The organism is Acinetobacter sp. LCT-H3, from assembly GCF_001866125.1.
Taxonomy (GTDB): domain Bacteria; phylum Pseudomonadota; class Gammaproteobacteria; order Pseudomonadales; family Moraxellaceae; genus Acinetobacter; species Acinetobacter schindleri.
This window is the reverse complement of the sequence record NZ_MODX01000023.1, coordinates 1-22,303: the sequence shown is the minus strand read 5'-3', so window position 1 is coordinate 22,303 and position 22,303 is coordinate 1. Positions and strand designations below refer to the sequence as shown.

Here is a 22,303-nt window from a genome sequence, read left to right as displayed (position 1 = left end):
TTAGAACGTTATTACAAAAAAAGCCTCCTCGATAGGGGGCTTTTTTATTTATATAAAAACGAAAATCGCTTTATAATAAGCAGCAATTTATCTTTAACCTTTTAGGTGTTCTCCCGTGGCTATCCATGAAATCCGTCATCCTTTAATCCGACATAAACTCGGTTTACTTCGTCGTGCAGACATCAGTACCAAGAACTTCCGTGAGCTGGCTCAAGAAGTGACCATGCTCTTGACTTATGAAGCGACCAAGGATCTTCCTGTTGTTGAGCATGAAATTGACGGTTGGAACGGCTCAGTCACTGTAGACCGTATCGCTGGTAAGAAAATTACCGTTGTGCCAATTCTACGCGCCGGCATTGGTATGCTGGATGGTTTTCTGAACCTGATTCCAAGCGCTAAAGTATCTGTACTGGGTCTTGAGCGTGATGAAGAAACTTTAGAAGCACGGACTTACTATAAAAAACTGGTACCAGATGTACAAAACCGTATTGCGATGATTATTGATCCAATGCTAGCGACGGGTTCTTCTCTGGTGGCTGCAATTGATGTGCTGAAAGCAAGCGGCTGTAAAGACATTCGTGTGATGGTACTGGTTGCTGCACCAGAAGGTATTAAACGTGTTGAAGCAGCACATCCAGATGTGGTGATCTTCACGGCTGCGGTGGACGATGGCTTGAATGAAAATGGTTACATCGTTCCAGGTCTGGGCGATGCGGGTGACAAGATTTTTGGTTCGGTTCAAAAAGACTGATTTTTGAAGATGAACAGGAAAGGGGCTTTTATAGCCTCTTTTTTATATACTGAACAATATAATGGTCAGATTAGGGTACGTAAATGAGTTCTGAACAATATCAAGGCAAAGTCAAACAATACAATGCAGAGAAGGGCTTTGGTTTTATTTCATCTCCAGAAGGTGATGTATTTTTCCATATCTCGGATTTTCCTGCAGACTCAGGTGAGCCAAAGCGTAATGATCGGGTAAAGTTTAACGTGGTTCAAAATGGTGATAAGTACAAAGCTATTAAAATTGAACGCGTAGCTGATAAGTCCAAGAAAGCGAAAAAAGCCAAGGCTGTCGCGGTAAATACTTCAATTACCACTGAATTATTGTCTAGCTTAAAACGTTAAATTTTTACTTTCCATTTAAACTGAAAAGGGGCTTTAGAGCCTCTTTTTATTTGATTTTTATTTAATGTAATTTTATAACGGTTTTTTTAACTTAAATGCTATGCGATGTTGCTAAAACAATAAAATACCTACTAAAGCTCACAATATATCTTATGGCCTTCCACTTAAAATACGCATCTATGATGATTCAGGGACATATATCATGTTTACAGATGGAAGAGTTAAAACCTATGACTCCCTAAGCGGGACCGGAAGCATTGAACTGGCAAACACGGCACAGGAGTTAGGTTTCCAGTTACAGCAATTACCTTCACCTGAAATAATGCCTCAAGTTGGAGAGCGGCTTAAATTCAGAATCATTGAAGAGCAGAATAAGATTCAATTGGACAATATGGTGCGTCTAGATATCAAACCCCAACAGGAATTTGTTCCTGAAGTAGTCGTACTACCATCTCTAGCACCTGCCATGGTGGCTGTTCCAGTACGTAACAGTATTTTCTTTAGTCCTACACTCTGGCTGGCTTTTGTATCAGCGCTTGGCTTCATGATATTTGGAGAAATTTAGGTCAGTCTTCAGTTTTTAATAAGATATTTGTCCCATTCTTAAAAAAGCGCCTTAAGGCGCTTTTTTAATTTGAACAGAAATTTAGGCTTCACAGAATTTCATAAAAGCTTTTAAACCTGGGCCTTGATACTTCTGACGGTGTACCAGCATAAATAATGGACGGGTCAGAGACCAGAAGGGTGTATCAAGAATCACCAACTGACCTTTTTCACGTAAAGGTTCAATTGCCAGTTTAGAAATACAGGACATACCTATGCCACCTGCCACTATCTTCAGAATTGCCTCGTTATGACCGAGTGTCAAACGGATATTAGCATCTGGAACATCTTGCAGAATGGCATTGTCAAAGACTTCGCGCGTGCCTGAACCTTCTTCACGAAGAATCCATTCTACAGATTTAAAGTCTTCGGCAGTCAGTGGACGGTTTAACTGAGCAAGTGGATGATCCGGAGCACAGCACACAGCGAGTTCATCATCACGCCAATGGATACATTGCAGCTGTGGCAAGTGGCAGGAACCTTCAATCAGCGCAAGATCCAGCTGGAACTGGTTGACGGCTTCAATCATCTGGCGAGTATTACCCACCTGAAGTTGCAAGTGTGCCTGTGGCTGGATTTTTAAAAAATCCGCCATTAGGTCTGGCATCAGATAGTCGGAAATGGTCAGGGTCGCACCGAGACGCAGGTCAATGCTTTGCAGTTCACCTTTAGCAGCTTGTTCAAAAGCTTCACAGCGACCAAGAATTTCCAGTGCTTGCGGGAGAAGAAAACGACCTAAATCATTCAGCTGTAAACGCTTGCCTAGACGGTCGAATAAAGGTGCGCCAAGACCATCTTCTAAATCTGCTAAAGCCATACTCGCCGCACTTTGGGTGAGTTTGACTGCATCACTGGCTTTGGTGACGGTACCTTCTTGAGCAACTGCTACAAAAACAGCCAACTGGCGTAGAGTCATGCGCATGAATAGAGCCTTAACATTTAAAAAATATTAATAAATTATGCTGTCATGCTACCATGAGCATAGTCTTTGATGCCACGTTTGAATCATGTCTATTGAAAAATTTAGCTTAGAAAAGGTTTTATCTGTACACCGTTGGACCGATACGCTGTTTAGTTTCACCATGACCAGACCTGCACACTTCAAGTTTACTGCAGGGCAGTTTGCGCGTATTGGCTTGAAGATAGGAGATGAACTCGTTGTCCGGGCATATTCAGTGGTGTCTTCACCTTTCGATGAAACCTTGGAATTTTTCTCAATCGTGGTGCCTGAAGGTAAATTTACTTCAAATTTACAACATCTTAAAGTGGGTGATGAACTTTACCTGGAAAAGATTCCTTATGGCTATCTGACCCTGGCACGTTACCAGCTGCCATTACCACAAGATTTATGGTTACTGGGAACAGGTACAGGTTTGGCGCCATTTTTATCCATGCTGCAAGACTTTGAAACCTGGAATAACTATAAGCAAATTAATCTGGTCTATAGCGTGCGTACGCAAGCTGAACTGGCTTATGTAGAGCGTATTCAGGAAATTGCAGAAAGCTTTGGTGAAGGACATAGCGGCTTTAAGTTTATTCCAATTATTACCCGTGATCCTGAAGCAGCATTGCATGACCGTTTACCGGTTCTGATTGCAAATGGTGAACTGGAAAAAGCCGCAGCTATGCAGCTTAATCCTGAAACCAGCCATGTCATGCTCTGCGGTAATCCGGATATGGTTGAAGATACCAAAGAAGCATTAAAAGCACGTGGCTTGACCATGAACCGTCGTGGTGAAGGAAATATTGCAGTCGAGAATTATTGGTAAGCATTATTCTCCCTCGTCCTTTGGGTTGAGCAGCATCGCTGTGTAAGGGAAGGGATTAAGTTAAAAAATATTTCTTGAAATCAGAATCCCCTTAAATCCCTCTTTGGTAAAGGGGGACTTTTATTTTCTTTAAACACAAAAAAACCTCCATGTCGGAGGCTTTTTACTTTGTATCTCTTAATGGACAAACATATCCATAAAGTCCCGGATTTCCTGGATCGCTGTCTCTACATCAGAGGTCAGCCAGGTCGGTTCAAAGAAACCGGCATAATGTTCGATGCGTTCCGCAGGCACGACCAGACGTACCGGACATTCTTCTTCCAGTAAGCGCCATGGAATGATCGGCACGTCATTGTCGAGCCAAGCTGCGACATTACGCACATCAATGATCATTGCATTCACGCAGTCCGGGAATGGCATCACCGACATTTCTTCGGTACGACGACGGAAATATTCCAGATCCTGCCAGCGCAGCAAAAAGCTTGGCTTGCTGAATTCAATAATTCCAATCAGATGCTGATCGCGGGTGTGGTGTAACGCACATTGATGTGTGACGTCAGTGTCAAGATCAAGCGATACACTTTGTTGACGATACGCCATAAAAATCGAGTGTATAAATAGGAGGTGGATGATTATAGCGCATTTCGTACCGATAGGGCAGCGATTCAGTTTGCTTTCCCTAGACAGTGGATGAACTGGTACGGCTTATGCATATCCTCAGGGAACAAAGATAAAAACAAAGAGGTTGCTATGTCAGAGTCAAAAAGTGTCATCGATACCGGCGTCACCGAAACAACAGTACAAGAAGATTATTTTGCCCTGCGACAGCTGAAAAAAGGTGCTGTAGGCTGGCTGCTCCTCGTGGGTTTAGGGGTGGCCTATGTGATTTCCGGTGACTTTGCCGGCTGGAATTTTGGTTTGGCTCAGGCGGGTTGGGGCGGGATGTTTATTGCCACTGTTGTGGTGGCATTGATGTATTTATGCATGTGTCTGGCCATGTCGGCAATGTCGACCATGCTGCCGACTGCTGGTGGGGGTTATAGTTTTGCCCGGACTGCTTTTGGTCCCTTTGGTGGCTATCTGATCTTTTATAGGCTTGCATCTGAAAGGTGCTGGTGAAGCACTTAAAATCATGTTCGTGATTACCGCAATTGCTGCGGTAGCTTTGATGGTATTCATCTTCGGCATGTTGCCGCATTTTAATAGTGCAAACCTGTTTGATATTGCGGTCAGTACTGAAGCGGCGGGTGCCAGCACTTTCCTGCCATTGGGTTATCTCGGTATCTGGGCGGCCGTACCTTATGCAATCTGGTTCTTCCTTGCTGTTGAAGGCGTACCATTAGCGGCAGAAGAAGCCAAAGATCCGGCCAAATCCTTGCCGCGTGGCCTGATTGGTTCCATGCTAATTCTGGCATTTTTTGCCCTCAGTATTTTACTTCTGGGTCCAGGTGCTGCTGGTGCAAATGCCCTTAAAGATTCTGGTGCGCCACTAGTCGATGCCTTGGTTGCAGTCTATGGGTCTAATACCTGGATGGCCAGTTTTGTGAATTTTGTCGGGCTGGCGGGTCTGATCGCGAGTTTTTTCTCGATTATTTATGCCTATTCCCGTCAGATTTTTGCACTGTCACGTGCCGGTTATTTACCGAAAAAATTGTCTTTGACCAACAGCAATCATGCGCCTTATCTGGCGATCATTATTCCGGGGATTATTGGCTTTCTGCTGTCACTTTCAGGTGAAGGTGATCTGCTGATTCTGATGGCCGTTTTTGGCGCGACGATTTCCTATGTCTTGATGATGATGTCTTATATCAAACTCAAAGTATCTCGACCAAATCTGGCACGTCCTTATCAAGCGCCGGGCGGTATTGTCACGGCATCGATTGCTTTAGTGCTTGCAGCCATTGCAGTGGTCGCTGGCTTCCTGGTCGATCCAAAAGTCTGGTTAATGGCAGCTGCGATTTATGTCGTACTGATTCTCTACTTCCTGTTGTATAGCCGTCATCATCTGGTGGCAGGCACACCGGAAGAAGAATTTGCCCGTATTGAGGCAGCAGAAAAGGAATTGAAATAAATCATCTTGAAGGGAGAACATGCTTATGCTGTATCAGATCAATGTGGCCAGTCAGCACTATATTTTTGAAGACTTAAAAACACTGATGGCCAAGGCTAGCCCTGAACGGTCTGGCGATCAGCTGGCAGGGATTGCTGCCCATGATGCAACTGAGCGGGTTGCTGCACAAATGTGTCTGGCAGAAGTACCATTACAGCAGTTTTTGAATGAAGCTTTAATACCTTATGAACAGGATGAAGTGGCCCGACTGATTCTGGATGAACATGATGCCGCTGCCTTCTATCCGATCTCGCATTTTACTCTGGGGGATTTTCGTAACTGGCTGTTGAGTACAGATGCCACCACTGAAAAAATTACGGCCTTAAAAATGGGGCTGATCCCAGAAATGGTGGCAGCGGTCAGTAAAATCATGCGCAACCAGGATCTGATTCTGGTGGCAAAAAAATGCCGGGTGGTGACCCGATTTAGAAACACCATCGGGCTGGAAGGACATCTTTCTACCCGCTTGCAGCCGAATCATCCCACCGATGATCTGATGGGAATTTCAGCATCGATCCTGGATGGGCTGATGTATGGCAGTGGTGATGCGGTGATCGGGATTAATCCTGCGACTGACAACCTGCAAAACCTCTCCGAGTTATTAAAATTATTGGATCATATTATTCATGAATATCAGATTCCGACCCAGTCCTGTGTGCTGACCCATATCACTTCAGGGATTCAGTTGGCGAATAAAAATATCCCGATTGACCTGATGTTCCAGTCCATCGCGGGAACTGAAAAAGCTAATACCGGCTTCGGCATTAATCTGGAACTTTTACAGGAAGGTTATGAAGCGACTTTAAGCCTGAAACGTGGCACAGTGGGTCAGAACGTGATGTATTTTGAAACTGGACAGGGCAGTGCTTTGTCCAGTAATGGTCATCATGGGGTCGATCAGCAAACTCTGGAAGCACGTGCCTACGCCGTGGCACGTAAATTTAACCCTTTATTGGTCAATACCGTGGTCGGCTTTATCGGCCCGGAATATCTGTATAACGGTAAGCAGATTATCCGGGCAGGACTGGAGGATCATTTCTGTGGCAAGCTGCTCGGCGTGCCGATGGGTTGTGATATTTGCTATACCAACCATGCCGATGCAGATCAGGATGACATGGATATCTTGCTGACTCTACTCGCCAATGCCGGACTGAATTTTATCATGGGGATTCCGGGTTCAGATGATGTGATGCTGAACTATCAAACTACCTCTTTCCATGATGCTTTATATATTCGTCAGTTATTAGGCTTAAAACCGGCGCCTGAATTTGACCACTGGCTGTAACAGCAGGGTATTCTTTCTCAGCAAGCCCATCAGTTGCAGTGGCCGACTGAATTACCCAAACAGTTTTCCCGTTTGATGCTGTCTTAAGGAGTGATGATGAAACTGGTTCCTGATGTGCAATTTCAGTCACAGCTGCAAGACAATCCCTGGCAACAGCTCAAAGCCTATACCGATGCGCGTATAGCCTTAGGCCGGGCAGGTGGCAGTTTACCAACCCGACCAAGTCTGGAGTTTCAGCTGGCACATGCCCAAGCCAAAGATGCTGTGCTTAAATCACTTGCTGCTGACCAACTTAAAGCAAGTCTAAGCAGGACTGGTCTAACGATTTTAGACATTGAAAGCCAGGCAGTGGAAAAGGATTTCTATTTAAAACGCCCCGATTTGGGCCGTATCATGTCTCATGAATCTAAAATGATGTTACAGCAATACCGGAATGAACATCATGACACTTGGGATGTGGTGATTGTCGCGGGAGATGGACTATCTGCACGTGCTATTGAAGAAAATACACCACACTTTATTCCTGCTTTGGTAGAAGCTTGCAAAGTACAAGGCTGGAGGTTAGCTCCTGTAATTATTGCCCGGGGTAGCCGTGTCGCACTGGGAGATGAGGTTGCAGAAATTTTAAAAGCCAAAATGCTGGTGATGCTCATTGGTGAACGCCCAGGGTTGAGTTCTCCGGATAGTATGGGAATTTATTATACTTATAATGCTTTTAAAGGCTGCCATGATGCACTCAGAAACTGTATCTCCAATGTTCGTCCGGCAGGTCTGTCCTATCCGCTGGCGATCCAACGCTTAATCGCACTCATGCAAAAATCCTGTGCATTGCAGCTTTCGGGCGTACAGCTAAAAGATGAACATGAAACATTGGTTGAAGTTCGGCATGAGCCAGGCAAAGGATTATTTAAATAACCAATAGTGTAGAAACTTCTACGCTGTTACAGACTTACACGCCGTCACCATCTCACTTATTTTTGTCACACAAGTTAAAAAATCAACTTGTTATGATGAAATCCACACATGAATAAAAAACAGTGAGGATGGTTATGGCTAATGATTTCAACAAAACACCACCTTCAGGCTATGATGAAGATACACGGCAGAAGAAAAGAATTCCTGTCTATATTTTAATTTTAGTAGGTGTCTTCCTGCTGGCATTGCTACTTTATATGTTTGCCGATATTAAGCCTTCACCAGAAGAAGCACCTCCGGGTCATCCAAATCCGCAAGCTCAACCAGCAACCATGAACAATACGACCCCAGCTCAGTCAGAGGAAGGGCGTAGTCAGGATCTGAATCAGCCTGCGAACTTAAGTGGTGTTACTGGTACGACTGAAGCCACCGCAGAAGATACAGCGGGAGGTATGGATGTTGGTATAGCAACCGACTCAGAAGGATCTAGTCGAGGTGCTGGTCAGTAAGCACCCTCTTAAAAAGCCCTGGTTAAGAATCAGGGCTTTTTTGCAATCTAATGTGCGGATTTGTTGTAGTTGTGCATTTCTCAATTGAATAAAAAAAGCTCCAATTCTAATGTGAATAATGCATAACAGACGGCTTTACAACTTTCCAAAAAAGAAGTCTGTAAATACTTATAAATAAAGTAAAACCATAGAGGGCATGACAACATGAATGAATATATGAGAGGCCCAGGCGGTTATGATGCCATGTACTATTGGGAACAGTTTCATCCCATATTAAGTGCAGTGGCGATCCTGCTGATAGGCTGGGTTATTGCATTGCTGGTCTCTGCAGGCGTAAAAAAAATCCTGCAAAAGCTTGGCACCAATGAGCGGCTAAACCATGCGACTGGCCATCGTTCCAATATTGAAAATATCATCACAAGAATTGTCTTCTGGTTAATCCTGATTATGGCAGTTATTGGTGCACTGAATGTACTGAATCTGACCAATGTCAGTGGACCGTTCAGTAACATGATTCAGCGCTTCCTGCTGTTTATCCCTCAATTGCTTGCTGCGATTGCTGTCGGATTCATTGGCTGGATTGTTGCCAATCTGGTCAAGGTGGGACTACAGAAGCTGCTTGACCGCACTCAACTGGATGAAAAACTCAGTTCAGAAGTTGGTGTAAAGCCACTGAGTGAGAATATCAGTGAAATTATTTACTGGCTGATTCTGTTGTTATTCCTGCCTATCGTACTCTCGATTCTGGGTTTAAGCGGTCTGCTGTATCCAGTTCAGAACATGGTCAATGATGTGGTTGGTTATCTGCCTAATATCTTTATTGCCGGTGTGATTGTTTTTGTCGGCTATATTCTGGCGAAAATCATCCGTGGCATTGTAGAAGGTTTATTGCGTAGTCTGAATGTACAGCAACAGGCAGAAAAAGTTGGCATCTTCAAGAACTCTAATGTTCCTCAAGTAATTGGTTCCTTCATCTTTGCTGTGATTATTATTACAGCGCTGATCATCGCTTTTGAAGCTCTCGGTATTGAGGCGATTTCACAACCTGCAACCGCGATGTTGTATGAGGTAATGAATGCCATTCCAAATATCATTGCCGCAGCCCTGATTCTGATTCTGGCTTATGTCGTATCGAAACTGGTCGCGAAGCTGGTTACTGAAGTTCTGGCAGGTACGGGTGTAGATGAAGTTCCGGCCAAGCTAGACTTACAACGTTTCCTAGGTACCACTAAAATTTCGCATGTCGTGGGCGTCCTGATCATTCTGTTCACTATGCTGTTTGCTGTGTCTGAAGCGGCGAACCGTCTTGGCTTTGAACAGGTAAGTAGCCTGATTGCGATGTTCATTTACTTCGGTGCGAACATCCTGCTCGGCGCAGTGATTCTGGTGGTTGGCTTCTGGCTGGCAAATGTGGTTGCGAATGTAGTGCAGCGCGGTGAATATAACAGTTCACGCTGGTTAGCCAATCTGGTTCGTGTCCTGATTATGGGTCTGGTAGTTGCAATGGGCTTACGCGCAATGGGCATTGCCGATTCGATTGTAAACCTTGCATTCGGTCTGACTCTGGGCGCAGTAGCAGTGGCTTTTGCTCTGGCATTCGGTCTTGGTGGTCGTCAGCCGGCAGAACGTGTTCTGACGGATTTGATTGATAAAGCCAAACGTGAAGGCAAAGAACCAAATCCCTTGAAAAAAGATACTGATATCATGACTTCAGCTTTTGGTTCAGGTAGTGCGACTTCTGCGACTGAACCAGCTACTACAACAGGAGCGAGTATCGTGCCTACTCCAGGTCAGAATGATGACAATGCGCCAATGCGTACGGACTTATCGAATAGTACCCCTGCATCACTTACTACTGCACCGCAGGATGATGAAGCATCGGGTATTGATCAGGTTACTCCAGATATAGATCAGGCTGTACCGGACTCACTCGACGTCGATCCAACTCATCCACCAGCTAATAATCCATTTGGCTCTACAGGTGAAGACGAACCGAATGTCGATAGTCGTCCAAAGAAAGATGACCTGAATTAACCTGTTCCAATCAAATAAAATCGGCCACGCTTAAGTGGTCGATTTTGTTCAGTCATGAGGAAAAATGAATGAATGCAAAAAAACCGAATAAAGTTCTAGCACCTTTAGTGATTGCAGGAATTACGATTGGCTTTTTTACTGCTGCCTATAGATTTATCTTTGTTAAGAGCAAAGCAGATAAGCGCTCTGAACAAGCGCTGGAAAAGAATATACCGGATACAGACGAATTTAACTGAAAAATCCTGTTAATTCGTTGAAATAGAATTGTCATGTTGAAAATATAGAATATTCAAATGAATACTAAATTAATTTTGGTATTCTTATTGCATTAATAATATAAAGACAAAGGAGATCAACAATATGTGGAAATTAAAACAGTCTAAATTTATTAGCTCTACTGCAAATGCAGCACCATATTATCTGCAAGAAGCCGGCCGAAAAATGCAGCTGACGATTGACCGTCTTGAAAATACGGCCAATCTTAAGCTGTTTAAAACAGACTATCTAGAGTGAACTTGAGACTGACTTTAGAGTATTTATAAATTAAACATATTCTGATGCGGCATGCGCCGATGACCATGCCCATTGGAAATTAAATCCACCCAGATGTCCGGTAACATCCAGAATTTCACCGACAAAGAACAAACCTTTTTGTTTCTTGCTTTCCATGGTCTTGGAAGAAACTTCAGTCGTATCTACACCCCCTAGCGTTACTTCGGCAGTACGATAGCCTTCGGTGCCTGATGGTTTCACTTCAAAGCTGTGCAAACGTTTGGCGATCTGTTCCAGTTTATCGTCACTGATATTGCCAATCGAGGTTTCTGTAACCTCAGTCCAGATCAGATTCTGTAATTCCAGTACCACACTTTTGGGTAAGTGCTCGGTGAGTAGGGTCCGTAACAAGACTTTTGGCTGGCTTTGTTTTCTGGATTTGAAGAAATCAAACAGATCCACACTTGGCAGGAAATCGACCTTAAAGCTTTGACCCACGTCCCAGTAGTTAGACAATTGCAACGAACTTGGACCACTTAGGCCACGATGGGTAAACAGCAGGGCTTCAGTAAAGCTGTTCAGCTCATTGGATAAAGTTGCTTCTACCGCATTACCACTTAAGCGCGTCGTAACTTCTTTAAAATTATCCGAGAAGGTAAATGGCACTAGACCGGCACGGGTCGGATAGATATAGTGCCCAAATTGCTTGGCAATCTCATAGCCAATACCAGAACCACCCAGTGTCGGAATTGACAGGCCACCGGAAGCCACCACTACAGATTCAACTTCAAAATATCCCAAGGACGTTGCAACCTGGAAACCTTGATTATCTACCGCGTTGACTGCTTTGACTTCACAACTGGTTTTAATGTCGACCAGACCGGTCTTATCACATTCAGACAGCAGCATTGCCAGAATTTCTTTGGCGCCATTCAGCGTAAACAGCTGCCCATGCTTACGCTCTTCATATTCAATACCGTACTCGCATACCATACCAATGAAATCCCAATTGGTATAACGGGTCAGGGCTGAAATAACAAAATGTGGGTTATGCGAGATAAAATTTTCCGGCTCGACGTACAGGTTGGTGAAGTTACATTTCCCACCACCAGACATTAGGATCTTTTTACCGACCTTATTGGCCTTTTCAACCACGACAACACGACGACCACGTTGCGCAGCCATATATGCTGTCATTAAACCTGACGCACCTGCACCTATGACTAGAACATCGTATTGCTTGGAAGACATGACACACTCAAGGGAGAAGAAAAGGAAAGCATTATAGACAATTTTATTTCAGCTTTCTCTATTCATCCTGAAGCAAATCGAATTACAGATATTCATCAGACATTCATCACAACTGATTTGAAATACTGAAAAGCTGCTTCTATAGTTTTATACATGAGGATAGAAAGCCCAGGGAGAAAGACTGATGGCGAATATCGAACAATTAAAACAATATAATCTGATCACTTATATTCTGTATATTCTGGGCTTCTTTGTTGGCCTGACGCCGATTGTTGCCATTATTATGAACTATCTGAAACGCAATGAAATGCGCGGCACCTGGCTGGAAAGTCATAGCGACTGGCAGATTCGAACCTTCAGGGTCAGTTTAATCGGTTATCTGATCGGTGGCTTATTAACCACGATTCTGATTGGATTCGGGATTCTGTTTATAGTGTTTATCTGGCACATTTACCGTCTGGCCAAAGGTTTGATGGCTTTAAATAATAATGAGCCGATTAATCCGGTTTAATTTGTATACAGCTCAGGGATTTTGCCTTGCATGCCTCCGGTATGAATGACCAATAGCTTTGATCCAGCAGGGAAATAACCCTTTGCAATCAGCTCAGTCAGGCCCATCAGCATTTTCCCGGTATAAATCTGTTCTAGAGGAATACCGTATTCAGCTTCAAAGTTCTGAATAAACTGAATCAGTTCAGCTGTAGTTTTGGCATAACCACCACAGCAATAGTTATCCATAATCTGCCAGTTTTTCTTGCTGGTCAGTTTGGCGACATCTTCTGTTAAGAATGTCCCTTTCAGTGCAGAAAAACCTAAAACATGTTGATGATTTTGACTGGCTTCAATCAGTCCTGTAATTGTACCGCCTGTACCCACTGCAGAACAGATCACATCAAACTGTCGATCTTCAGGTTTTAAAATTTCCTGACAGCCTTGAATAGCAAGCGTATTGGTACCCCCTTCAGGAATCACGTAATGATCTGGAAACTGCTGCTGTAATTCTGCCAAAAAATCGGGTTGCTGTTTACGTCGATAATCTTCACGGCTGACAAAATGCAACTGCATGCCAAAGTCTTGCGCGGTCTTTAAGGTAGGATTTAAGGGTTTTTCTTTAAGTTCTTCACCACGAATAATGCCGATACTTTCAAAACCAAACTGATGTGCCGCAAATGCCGTCGCTGCAATATGATTTGAATAAGCACCGCCAAAAGTCAGCAACTTTTTAAACTCTTGTTGTTGTGCTTGCAGAAAATTATATTTCAGCTTAAAAAACTTGTTGCCCGAAATCTGTGGATGCACCAGATCCAACCGACGTATGGTTAGTTGCATACCGTGTACATTCAGGGTTTGGTCTATGAATTGCTGGGCAATCGAATCAAACATGGCAATCTTAAAAGTGAGAACGGCAACAGTATAACCAAGTTAAGCGTACCCGAAAGTGACTTTATTCCTATTCTAACTGCACTCTTGAATGATGCAGCTTGTCACAAAATAATTGAATAAAAAACAGACATAAAATGCTAATCTAAAGTTAAGGGAATCTGTCAGGAGGGTAGCAAATGAAACATCTATCCTATGTTGTGCTTGCGTTACTTCTGTCCAGTCTGGCTGGCTGTGATAATGACAAAATGAATAAACCGAAAACTGAAGTCAGAACCATGATCATAGGCGGAATGCCGGTACATGATCACGACTATCATTTGTCTAAACCGCAATTTATCGCCCAAGAGCTTCAGTAAACTTAAACTGAATATTTATTAGATAAAGTTAAGATTTTTCACTATAAAAATGCAGCATTCGTGCTGCATTTTGCTTAGAATAGCGCAATCAAGATTTAACCGGGTTGTGTTGTGGAATCATTCTGGATTTTGGGCTCAATTGCCTTTGCATTAATGTTAGGCGCAATGAGCCCTGGGCCGACATCGATTTATGTGGCAAAAAATTCAATTGCTATTTCGCGCAAGCATGGCCTGTTTACGGCATTAGGAACCGGTACAGGTGCCGCCGTTTTTGGTCTGCTCGCAGTTCTAGGCTTACAGGCATTTTTACTGGCTGTGCCGTCTGCCTATCTGGCTTTAAAAATCTGTGGTGGGATCTATTTGCTCTGGCTGGCATTTAAAATTATCAAACATGCCAAAGAGCCGATTAGTGCCGATGAAAACAGCAATACCCAGATGTCACTGCGTCGTGCTTATACCACAGGCTTGATCACTCAATTATCTAACCCCAAAATTGCCATTGTATTAGCCAGTATTTTTACTGCACTTTTACCTAAAGAAATTCCGGCCTATTTCTATGTCGTGCTTCCGGTCCTATGTTTCTTTATTGATGCAGGATGGTGTTCTTTGGTGGCAGTTGCCTTGTCTGCAGAAAAGCCACGTCGTGTGTATTTAAAATTCAAAGCAGGTTTTGATCGTGCTGCAGGTGCGGTAATGACTGTACTCGGTTTAAAGTTGATTTTTGGTATGAAGTAATTATTTCTATAAGCTCCGCTATAGATAAAAAAGCCCCTGTGAAATAGGGGCTTTTTTACGAGAGCATTAAAAAATATTTTCTTCAGAATTCGCAGAAATACGGTGAATGGACAGGTCTGCACCTGTAAATTCTTCTTCCCGGGTGAGACGAATACCAATCCATACTTTGAGCAGGCCATAGACCAGAAAGCCACCTGCCAAAGCCACAATAATGGCGAGAACTGTACCAACTAGCTGTGAAATTAAAGAAACACCACCCATGCCTCCCAACCATTGCTGACCGAAGATACCTACAGCAAGACCCCCAAAAGCTCCGCATACACCATGCAAAGGCCAGACGCCAAGCACGTCATCCACTTTGAGTTTATTTTGGGTATACGTAAACAGTTTCACAAAAATCACGCCTGCGCTGATGCCGATAAAAAGCGCACCCAATGGATGTACCACATCTGAGCCTGCACAGATCGCTACCAAGCCGGCTAATGGCCCATTATGCAGAAAGCCCGGGTCATCTTTACCTGCCATTTTGGCTGCAATTGTTCCACCGACCATTGCCATTAAAGAATTGATGGCGACCAGTCCAGAAATGGCATCGAGGCGCTGGGCACTCATGACATTAAAACCAAACCAGCCGACAATTAAAATCCATGAACCTAAAGCCAAAAATGGAATCGATGAAGGCGGATGTGCTGTAATCCGGCCATCGTTTTTATAGCGGCCATGACGTGCACCAAGCAGAATTACCGCAGCCAGTGCGATCCAGCCACCCATGGCATGCACCACCACTGAACCCGCGAAATCATGAAAGCTGGCACCAAATGCCTGAGCCAACCAGTCCTGGAAACCAAAGTTACCATTCCAGATCATGCCTTCAAAAAACGGATAGATCAGGGCAACCAGAAATAACGTTGCTAAAGCCTGCGAGCGCATTTTGGCCCGTTCAGCAATACCACCAGAGATAATCGCTGGAATGGCTGCAGCAAAGGTAAGCAGGAAGAAACAGCGCATCAGGTTATAGCCATGATCAGCTGCTAAGGTATTGGCATCATGGAAAAAATGCTGTCCATAGGCAATATAGTAACCCACTAAAAAGTATGCGATTGCAGAGATGGCAAAGTCAGTTAGAATTTTACTTAAGGCATTGACCTGATTCTTATGTCGAACTGTTCCAAGTTCCAGAAAAGCAAATCCTGCATGCATGGCAAGTACTAGAACTGCACCGAGAAGGAGAAATAATAAGTCTATATTTTGCATGGTGCGTTCCAATTTAGTGCGTAGAATCACAAAAGAAACCCAGTATATAGAGGCAAACTGATTCTAAAAGAGGCACTAGCAAGGGAAATTTTGATGAAGAATTTATTGAAATTAATAAGACTCGATATAAGGCATAATGTGATTTGTCTGCACCAAACTAATACACTACAAGAGAAGATAAATTTAAAATTTATACCTGATTTTTAAATATTTAGATTTATCGGACTCAATTGAATGCTAAAAATGAGTGCTAAAGGTGCACAATGAATGTGAAGCAATTTTTAAGAAAAAATTTAAAAAGTTAAGTGAAGTAGTAGATTTTAACTCTCAATCTAAACGTGATTTCTGAGTCTAAGATCTTTAATACTTGTTGGTTAGGTGTTTATAAAATAAATGAAACCCTAAAAGCTTAGGGTTTCATAGCTGAATATTGCAATCACAGTATTCAATTAATCTTTAAAGTGTACCGGTATCCACTGATAGCTTTGACCATCTTTTGAATAGATATGCCCAATCCCGGGGAAAGGTAAATGCGGTGCAGCAATCAACTGACCCGCTTTGGCATATTCAGCAAAATGTTTAAGACGTGTTTCGACTGCTACCTTAGGGTCTATATCAAAATCTACCGCTGTTTTTGGCACATCAAACTGCAAGGTATGTGAATGCACGATGTCGCCAATAAATACCACTTCTTGAGCGTCGGTTTTTAGTTTAAAGCTATAATGCCCTGGGGTATGACCGAAAGATGGCTTAAATTGAATATCCCCAAAGCTCAAAGCTTTATCTGAAAAGACTTTAATCCTTTTGGCTTTTTCATAGGGTGCAAGTGCGGCTTTAATTTTCTCAACTGTGCCTAAAAATTTCTCTTGGTTTTCTTTGGGTAATTTCTTGACGGTATTTGGACTGAGCCAGTAGTCATATTCGGTTATGGAAATATGCAGTGTGGCATTTGGGTAATTTGCTACACCGTTATTTGAGATGCCACAGACATGGTCAGGGTGTAAATGGGTCAGGAAGATGCTATTCACTTGCTCAGGCTGATATCCCGATGCTTTGAGGTTGTTATAGATTGAACCCAAATGTGCGCCAAAGCAGCTTGCAGCACCGCTGTCGACCATGAGTAGCTGGTTGCCTGTATTGATTAAAAAAGCATTGACTGAGGTTTGTATGCCTTTGTCGTTGATGGCAGCGTATTTTTTGAGAATGCCCGTTTTTTCGCTGTCACTTAAGCCTTTAAATAGCGCAGGGTTTAAGTAGTTTGTGCCATCGAGCAGGGCGGTGATTTGAGTGTTGCCGATTTGGTGATGGTAGTAGCCAGCCACTTGTTTTTGCGTTGGGATGGTAGTTGGTTCAGCCGCTTGAGAGTTGAGCACTACAGTGCTTAGGGCGAGTGCGAGGAATAGGGGGGTAAATGTTTTCATGGGGTTCTTATAAGTTTTAAAGGGATGGATATTTTTTATCATACTTAGATATAAATTTTAAAATTTTTTGAAAGCTCTTTTTCTTGCGCCACATATGGCTCAGAAATAAGGTTGAGATGAAGGTTATATACTATTTACTTTAGTTTTGACGGATGAGAAATGCAACTTCGTAAGGTAACATTCCAATATTGATTTAATAATGGATTCTCCCTCTCCCTATGGGAGAGGGTCGGGGTGAGGGAAATCCCAAAAACAAAAAAGCCCCTACATCGTAGAGGCTCTCTTTCTCAACCAAAAATTATTTTTTACATTCTGGTTGTGAACGGTCAATTACTTGAGTGCCTTCAACACGGTAACCAATCTGACCCACAATAAATGCTTGATTCAATTGAGTAATAACAACATCAGATAAAGCCACAGCACAACGATCCTTTTCAATTGCACGATCTACCGCTGTTTTGAAGTTAGGAATACCTAATGGGAATAAAACTACCGGAACCTTATCTTCACCTGTGACACGTTGACCTTTCACAAATTGGTTTGAGTTCAAGTTATAGTTCTTTGTAGAAGCTACGGTCATATCCGCCATACGAACTGAACAGCCTGTAAATGCAATTGTTGACATCGCTAGAACTGAAACTAGTAATTTTTTCATGCTTACCCCGAATAGTTATAAAAAATAAAAAGCGCTTTGATTTTATCGATATATTTTTTTAAAACAAGAAAATAAATTATATAAATGATATAAAAAAGCCCCTACATTAGTAGAGGCTTTTTATTTAAGACCTACATCTTAAGACACTTTATCACCCGGTTTAGCACCAGATTCAGGTGAAATCACCCAAACACCTTCGCCATTACCCGCAGCGAGTACCATACCGTTTGAAATACCAAAACGCATCTTACGTGGTGCAAGGTTCGCAACCATCACCACTAGTTTACCTTTCAGATCTTCAGGTTGATAGAACTCACGAATACCACTAAATACATTACGTGGCTCAGCTTCACCGACATTTAAAGTGAGTTGAAGAAGTTTATCGGAACCTTCAACCGTTGCAGCGTCTAATACTTCCGCTACACGAAGGTCAACTTTCATAAAGTCTTCAATGCCAATGATTTCCGCTTCACCGACTTTAGGCTCAGCTTTCTTCTCTTTGGCTTTCTCTTTTTTCTTTTCAGCTTTTGGTGCTTCGGCAGGTGCAGCTAAAGAATCTTTAGATGCATCCACCATAGCAGCCACAGCTTTTGGATCAACACGTTGCATTAACGGTTGGAACAATGCAATTTCATGACTCACTAACACTTGCTTACGAGATTCAAAGTTAAAGCTGTCTAACTGCAAGAATGCTTGAACTTGTTCTGCCAATGTAGGAAGTACAGGTGCAAGGTAAACCGCCAATTGACGGAATAAGTTAATACCCACAGAACATACGTCATGAACTTGTTGTTCTTCGCCTTCAATTTTCGCTAAAGCCCAAGGCTTTTTCTCATCGATATATTGATTCGCTTTATCCGCAAGCGCCATGATTTCACGAATTGCTGTTGAGAATTCACGCGCTTCGTATGCTGCCGCGATTGAATCACCTGCATCGATAAAGCTTTGCACCAATTCAGGCTCTGCACACGTTGCAGAAAGTTTATTGTCAAATTTCGTGTTAATAAACTTCGCACAACGACTTGCGATGTTTACGACTTTACCAACTAAGTCAGAGTTTACTTTCTGAACGAAATCATCAAGATTTAAGTCAGAATCTTCAACTTTGTCAGAAAGTTTAGATGCGAAGTAGTAACGTAAGTATTCAGGGTTTAAATGCTCTAAATAGGTTTCAGCTTTAATGAATGTGCCACGAGATTTAGACATTTTCTGACCGTTTACAGTCAAGAAGCCATTAACAAATAAGCTTGTAGGCGTGCGGTAGTTTGCACCTTCAAGCATGGCAGGCCAGAACAACGCGTGGAAATAAACAATGTCTTTACCAATGAAGTGATACACCTCATTTTGAGAATCTTTTTTCCAGTAATCGTCAAAGCTTAAGTCAGGACGTTTGGTCTTGATGTAATTTTCAAAGCTCGACATATAGCCGATAGGCGCATCGACCCAAACATAGAAATATTTGTTTGGTGCATCTGGAATTTCAAAACCAAAGTAAGGTGCATCACGAGAAATATCCCAATCCGACAAACCTGCTTCAAACCATTCATCTAACTTATTGGCAATGGATACAGGTAAACGACCTTGGTCACGTGTCCATTTTTGTAGGTATTCACCAAAGTTAGGCAGTTTAAAGAAATAGTGATCTGAAGATTTCTCGACAGGTGTCGCACCGCTTAAGGTCGATTTTGGATTGAGCAGTTCAGTTGCGTTGTAGGTCGTGCCACACACTTCGCATGAATCGCCGTATTGATCTTCCGCTTTACATTTCGGGCAGGTGCCTTTAATGAAACGATCCGACAAGAACATGCCTTTTTCAGGGTCAAACAATTGCGTTACAGGGCGAACTGCAATGTTGCCCGCTTCACGGTTCTTGATATAAATCTCAGATGCACGAGCCTGGTTTTCTGCACTATTGGTTGAGTCGTAGTGGTCAAAGTCCACTTTAAAGCCAGCAAAGTCACGTTCGTGTTCTTTTTGAACGTTGGCAATTTGCTGTTCAGGGGTAATGCCATTGGCTTCAGCACGCAGCATAATCGCCGTACCATGCGCATCATCCGCACATACATAAGTCACGTTATGACCCATTGCACGCATCGCACGTACCCAAATATCAGCTTGGATATAACCGAGTAGGTGACCCATATGGATCGGGCCATTGGCGTATGGAAGGGCGTTAGTGACTAAGATATTACGCACGGATCTGACTCTCTCATTCGTATTTTATGCAATGGGCGGTAATTTTACATGAGATAGACATGACTTGCATAAGGCTTTTGGTGAATTCTTTTTTAATAACAAAGTTGCACCTCAATGAAATGCTACTTTATGGCAGGATTATCAGGGATAATAGCCTATCCGCCATTTGCTTGAGTGCTTGACTATGTATGACGATTATGATGATTTTGAAGATGATCAACCAGTCAGACGGATTAAATCGAATATCAAGCAACAGACTTTAGGCAAACGTATCCTTGAAGATGCGCAAAGCTATTTAGATCAGGTTTCGCAAGGTGAACACACCTTCTTAGTTAATCATTTGCGTGAACTAGCCAAGCAAGATGCTTATTTTGAAGTGCTTGCCGATCAGCTTGATCAACCTGTCGGTTCAAAAGTGGCCAATGATGCCTTAAATCTGATGCATTTTTGGCAACAGATCCATCGTCATGAAGATGTTAAAGCCTTTAACCTACTCGATGTCATCAATAGTGAAGACTTCCAAAAAGACGTACTGACTGCTTTTGATGCGATGCAAATAGATGAAGCCCATAAAGCCTTACGCCGTCCCGTGATTGTTGAAGCCTTTAAAATGTATAAATTGGGCTGTTATGCAGGTTGTGTACCTTTGCTCTATGCACAGCTTGAAGGTTTACTCACCGACGTCTTAATCCAACAAGGTTTTTTAAAGCAAAACGGCACCAAGTTTGTCGATGTCTATAAAATCGTTCCCGGTTTAAAGGGCAATGAAATTAAGAGTCTATGGCATAAATCTAAAATCGCTGCAGAATTGAATCCATACTTTGCAGAACTGGCTGCTTATAAAATGGATTCTAGTTCGAACGTCACTTCAACACGCCACAACATTTTGCATGGTACAGATGTGGCACATTTCACTCAAGCGCGCAGTTTTATCCTGTTCATCTGGTTGTTCTCGGTAGTAAGTTTTATGAGTACCGTGCGTGCTTAAACTAAGGTCGTTTGATACCTTTAGTTTTATTCATTCTATAAACGTTTAATGTAGATCGATCATAAGCATCCTTTAGCTTGAAAAATCAAGCTATGACAGTATTTGAGTAGGCAGGCTAAAGGAAATACGATGTCATGATGACAGTAAAATACTAACCGATGGTGCAAGAAATAAGATAAATAGAATCTTCAAAATACAGAGCACAATCTCGTCCAGGGTAGTGATGAAAATTTAAGATCGTAAGGTTTGTGCTATCTGATGCAATGATCAGCAACAACATGTACAGGCTTTGTTGCAGTTTGCTTAATTCACCCGATTCATTCTCTGCTTTATGCTAAATAATTGTCTGATAACTTATATGACTTACCTAAGGAGGGTACTCATGACTCAGAATAACCAGACAAGTACTTCTAAGCAGAACCAAGATAAACAGCAACATGCACGTGAAATGCATGATCAAATTGAAAAAGAGCAAAAGCAAAACGAGATCGACAAGCAGCACAAACAAGAACATCAGGAAGTATTAGAGGCTCAGAAGAACGGGTCGGATAATAAATCTGAAAAGCAGAGTGCTAAAGACTCAGATAGTGAGCAATCAGATAAAAAAAATGAAACGACCAAGATGGATGACTTAAAAGCCAAGGCGATTGCTATTGGTGAAGAGCTATTACAGAAAGGCGAAAAGATTCTGAATGAGCTAAAAAATGGCAAGTCTGAAGTCAAGCAGAATGATGATACAGATGATTCCAAACAGGCTGCGCATAAAGATGAAAAATCAGACCAGCAACATGGCAATAATGGTCAAGATCAGCAGGATCGTATGACGCATCTAAAAGATGAAGCCTTACATAAGTTTGATGATACCAAACAGAAGATTACTGAATTGGTGAATGAAGCTTCTGTCAAACTGGCTGAGCTGAAACAGATGGCCACCGATACGATGACTAAAATGAAAGAGAATTCATCTAAAGATCAAGACGCTAAAGATGACACCTCTAAGGAGAATACGTCTGATAAAAAAGAGGCTGCCAAAGATAAGGATTCAGAATCTGATGCAGACCAGTCTAAACAGGATCAAGGCAAAAACACCAAGGACCAGCAAGACAAGTCCGAACACAATAAAAATCATAAATAAGCTTTGATCGCACTGCCACTTCAACCATAACAGGGTTGAGGTGGCTGAATCTAATCAGACTCTTAGAGCCTGTAAATAATTTTG

The 22,303-nt window shown here is 42.6% G+C and carries 22 protein-coding genes and 2 pseudogenes; 16 read left to right on the top strand and 8 right to left on the bottom strand.

Features of this window, described 5'->3' with window-relative positions:
- Positions 1–115: 115 nt before the first annotated feature.
- The 3 genes from upp to BK820_RS11725 all read left to right on the top strand — a co-directional run bounded on the left by upp (position 116) and on the right by BK820_RS11725 (position 1,693).
- The gene (upp, locus tag BK820_RS11735) at positions 116–751 is read left to right on the top strand and encodes a uracil phosphoribosyltransferase (RefSeq protein WP_004814701.1); all 636 of its coding nucleotides are present in this window, start codon (positions 116–118) and stop codon (positions 749–751) included.
- An 83-nt stretch (positions 752–834) separates the two neighbouring features.
- Positions 835–1,128: a cold shock domain-containing protein gene (locus tag BK820_RS11730; RefSeq protein ID WP_071321027.1), complete on the top strand. Its 294-nt coding sequence runs from the start codon at positions 835–837 to the stop codon at positions 1,126–1,128.
- Positions 1,129–1,330: 202 nt separating this feature from the next.
- Positions 1,331–1,693, top strand: a complete 363-nt coding sequence (locus BK820_RS11725; RefSeq protein ID WP_071321026.1) for a hypothetical protein — start codon at positions 1,331–1,333, stop codon at positions 1,691–1,693.
- Positions 1,694–1,774: 81 nt separating this feature from the next.
- Here the strand turns inward: BK820_RS11725 and gigC are convergent, their stop codons facing one another.
- On the bottom strand, positions 1,775–2,653 hold the full coding sequence (gene gigC / locus BK820_RS11720; protein ID WP_004814707.1) for a LysR family transcriptional regulator GigC: 879 nt from the start codon (positions 2,651–2,653) through the stop codon (positions 1,775–1,777).
- A gap of 85 nt (positions 2,654–2,738) precedes the next feature.
- Here gigC and BK820_RS11715 point away from each other — a divergent pair, with 85 nt between their 5' ends.
- Positions 2,739–3,500, top strand: coding sequence for a ferredoxin--NADP reductase (locus tag BK820_RS11715; RefSeq protein WP_004814709.1), 762 nt, complete (start codon positions 2,739–2,741; stop codon positions 3,498–3,500).
- Between the two features lie 177 nt (positions 3,501–3,677).
- Here BK820_RS11715 and BK820_RS11710 read toward each other — a convergent pair whose 3' ends face one another.
- Entirely contained in the window at positions 3,678–4,100 is a 423-nt protein-coding gene (locus tag BK820_RS11710) for a hypothetical protein (protein WP_004814711.1), read from the bottom strand.
- A gap of 150 nt (positions 4,101–4,250) precedes the next feature.
- On the opposite strand from BK820_RS11710, the pseudogene eat reads away from it, so the two are divergent.
- The 7 genes and pseudogenes from eat to BK820_RS15510 all read left to right on the top strand — a co-directional run bounded on the left by eat (position 4,251) and on the right by BK820_RS15510 (position 10,866).
- Positions 4,251–5,571, top strand: a pseudogene (gene eat / locus BK820_RS11705) (ethanolamine permease).
- Positions 5,572–5,596: 25 nt separating this feature from the next.
- Positions 5,597–6,982: pseudogene (locus BK820_RS11700) on the top strand (ethanolamine ammonia-lyase subunit EutB).
- A gap of 9 nt (positions 6,983–6,991) precedes the next feature.
- Positions 6,992–7,810 carry an ethanolamine ammonia-lyase subunit EutC gene (gene eutC, locus BK820_RS11695; protein WP_071321025.1) on the top strand — a complete coding sequence of 273 codons (819 nt, stop codon included), beginning with the start codon at positions 6,992–6,994 and terminating at the stop codon, positions 7,808–7,810.
- Between the two features lie 134 nt (positions 7,811–7,944).
- Positions 7,945–8,319: a hypothetical protein gene (locus BK820_RS11690; RefSeq protein WP_004814718.1), complete on the top strand. Its 375-nt coding sequence runs from the start codon at positions 7,945–7,947 to the stop codon at positions 8,317–8,319.
- Between the two features lie 204 nt (positions 8,320–8,523).
- A complete protein-coding gene (locus BK820_RS11685; protein ID WP_004891720.1) occupies positions 8,524–10,353 on the top strand; it encodes a mechanosensitive ion channel in 1,830 nt (609 codons plus the stop codon).
- A gap of 68 nt (positions 10,354–10,421) precedes the next feature.
- Positions 10,422–10,589, top strand: a complete 168-nt coding sequence (locus BK820_RS15515; protein WP_004814722.1) for a hypothetical protein — start codon at positions 10,422–10,424, stop codon at positions 10,587–10,589.
- Between the two features lie 124 nt (positions 10,590–10,713).
- A complete protein-coding gene (locus BK820_RS15510) occupies positions 10,714–10,866 on the top strand; it encodes a hypothetical protein (RefSeq protein WP_004814723.1) in 153 nt (50 codons plus the stop codon).
- Between the two features lie 30 nt (positions 10,867–10,896).
- Here the strand turns inward: BK820_RS15510 and BK820_RS11680 are convergent, their stop codons facing one another.
- On the bottom strand, positions 10,897–12,096 hold the full coding sequence (locus tag BK820_RS11680; protein WP_071321024.1) for a BaiN/RdsA family NAD(P)/FAD-dependent oxidoreductase: 1,200 nt from the start codon (positions 12,094–12,096) through the stop codon (positions 10,897–10,899).
- Positions 12,097–12,280: 184 nt separating this feature from the next.
- On the opposite strand from BK820_RS11680, the gene BK820_RS11675 reads away from it, so the two are divergent.
- Positions 12,281–12,607, top strand: coding sequence for a DUF4870 family protein (locus tag BK820_RS11675; protein WP_071321023.1), 327 nt, complete (start codon positions 12,281–12,283; stop codon positions 12,605–12,607).
- On the opposite strand, the gene BK820_RS11670 is transcribed toward BK820_RS11675, so the two are convergent.
- Entirely contained in the window at positions 12,604–13,479 is an 876-nt protein-coding gene (locus BK820_RS11670) for a 1-aminocyclopropane-1-carboxylate deaminase/D-cysteine desulfhydrase (RefSeq protein WP_071321022.1), read from the bottom strand. The genes BK820_RS11675 and BK820_RS11670 overlap by 4 nt on opposite strands.
- A 176-nt stretch (positions 13,480–13,655) precedes the next feature.
- On the opposite strand from BK820_RS11670, the gene BK820_RS11665 reads away from it, so the two are divergent.
- Both BK820_RS11665 and BK820_RS11660 read left to right on the top strand, forming a co-directional pair.
- A complete protein-coding gene (locus tag BK820_RS11665) occupies positions 13,656–13,835 on the top strand; it encodes an NF038215 family lipoprotein (protein WP_004814732.1) in 180 nt (59 codons plus the stop codon).
- Positions 13,836–13,946: 111 nt separating this feature from the next.
- Complete coding sequence (locus tag BK820_RS11660; RefSeq protein WP_071321021.1) at positions 13,947–14,570, top strand: LysE family translocator; 624 nt, start codon at positions 13,947–13,949, stop codon at positions 14,568–14,570.
- A gap of 66 nt (positions 14,571–14,636) precedes the next feature.
- Here the strand turns inward: BK820_RS11660 and BK820_RS11655 are convergent, their stop codons facing one another.
- The 4 genes from BK820_RS11655 to metG all read right to left on the bottom strand — a co-directional run bounded on the left by BK820_RS11655 (position 14,637) and on the right by metG (position 20,096).
- Complete coding sequence (locus BK820_RS11655; RefSeq protein WP_071321020.1) at positions 14,637–15,824, bottom strand: ammonium transporter; 1,188 nt, start codon at positions 15,822–15,824, stop codon at positions 14,637–14,639.
- A 449-nt stretch (positions 15,825–16,273) separates the two neighbouring features.
- Entirely contained in the window at positions 16,274–17,245 is a 972-nt protein-coding gene (locus tag BK820_RS11650; protein ID WP_071321019.1) for an MBL fold metallo-hydrolase, read from the bottom strand.
- 298 nt (positions 17,246–17,543) lie between these two features.
- A complete protein-coding gene (locus BK820_RS11645; RefSeq protein WP_004814739.1) occupies positions 17,544–17,900 on the bottom strand; it encodes a hypothetical protein in 357 nt (118 codons plus the stop codon).
- Positions 17,901–18,038: 138 nt separating this feature from the next.
- Positions 18,039–20,096: a methionine--tRNA ligase gene (gene metG / locus BK820_RS11640; RefSeq protein WP_071321018.1), complete on the bottom strand. Its 2,058-nt coding sequence runs from the start codon at positions 20,094–20,096 to the stop codon at positions 18,039–18,041.
- A gap of 184 nt (positions 20,097–20,280) precedes the next feature.
- Between metG and BK820_RS11635 the strand changes: the two genes are divergently transcribed.
- Together BK820_RS11635 and BK820_RS11630 are read left to right on the top strand one after the other, a co-directional pair.
- Positions 20,281–21,084, top strand: coding sequence for a hypothetical protein (locus BK820_RS11635; RefSeq protein ID WP_071321017.1), 804 nt, complete (start codon positions 20,281–20,283; stop codon positions 21,082–21,084).
- A 382-nt stretch (positions 21,085–21,466) separates the two neighbouring features.
- Positions 21,467–22,219, top strand: coding sequence for a putative sodium/potassium/calcium exchanger (locus BK820_RS11630; protein WP_071321016.1), 753 nt, complete (start codon positions 21,467–21,469; stop codon positions 22,217–22,219).
- Positions 22,220–22,303: the final 84 nt, after the last annotated feature.